The following is a 1,102-nucleotide window of genomic DNA, read 5'->3' as shown; positions in this document are numbered from 1 at the left end:
AGTGCATCACGTCCTCATCATTGATGCGTTGCGCCACTTTCCTCAACAGAAGTTCATGTCGAACCGTGTCAAAATAGGCGCGCAGATCAAGATCAATCACGCGTGTCTTGGCCTGAACAATTGCTTGTGCCACCCGGTTCACTGCTTCCTTCGCCATCCGCTTTGGACGATAGCCAAATGACCCCGGTTGGAAATCCGCCTCGAAGACTGGTTCCAGTATCAGCTTGAGTGCACCCTGCACCACCCTGTCACGAATCGCCGGAATCGAAAGGATTCTGAATTTCCCATCGCCCTTCGGTATTTCCTGCTTTCGTGCCGGTAGCGGCACATACGTGCGCCCCATCAGTTCGTCCTGTATCTGCACGAGAAATGTCGCTATCCCCTGCGCCTCGATGTCCTCAAACGTGACGCCGTCAATTCCCGGCGCCCCGTCATTTTTCTTGGCCATGTCATACGCCAGAAACAGCGTTTCCATCTTGCAGACATGGACGTACAAACCCCAAAAACGCCAGGACGGTTCAGCCTTCGCCTTGACGTATATTCTCCTTCTCAGATATTGCAAACTGACGGACGCTTTTATCATGTCGTCCTTGCCTTTCATGTTGTTAGAGAAATTACAATGCAGCAGGGCTCCTTCGCTCCACGGCCATTACGCCGTTTCATCGCTACTACGAACCCGTCCGCCTCCCTCCCGCCTTCGACCCACTTCCCGGGTTCACCGGTTATAAGGTCTACCTTGCTCCGGCGATTTCGCGCCGGGGCGAGTAGGGGTTCTCCAGTTGCTTAGCGTGTCCTTGTCACCGTGCTGTCGCTACTACCCCGCCGAAGTGGAATAGTCGTATCGGCCAGATTTCGACTACCCATGCTGCCTTCGCCCCACGGTTACGGGCTCGGCCTTCGGATTTATTCACTTTCGAGGCCACTTCTGCGTTTACTTTCGTTACGGCCCGGTGACTCGCACTTCCCCAAGGGAAGTCTTGTCGATAGGCTTCAGAGTATTGGTTACCCGCCACCCTGCTATCCAAGCTACGGGGCTTCTGACTCTTTCCCCGACAGGTCTATCTCCTGCTGAACACGCCAGCCTTCGCTGGACGCACAACCG

The 1,102-nt window shown here is 54.9% G+C and carries 1 protein-coding gene; it reads right to left on the bottom strand.

The genetic code is table 11. The annotated features are described in order from the left end of the window. Positions 1 to 601: reverse transcriptase domain-containing protein (locus tag Q8Q88_RS19360; RefSeq protein ID WP_305676822.1), on the bottom strand; the 601-nt coding region annotated here is incomplete at its 3' end. Positions 602 to 1,102 lie beyond the last annotated feature (501 nt).

It is taken from the genome of Phenylobacterium sp. (genome assembly GCF_030697925.1).
Lineage (GTDB): Bacteria > Pseudomonadota > Alphaproteobacteria > Caulobacterales > Caulobacteraceae > Phenylobacterium.
The sequence above is the reverse complement of the archived record's forward strand: the minus strand, read 5'-3'. Positions and strand labels throughout refer to the sequence as shown.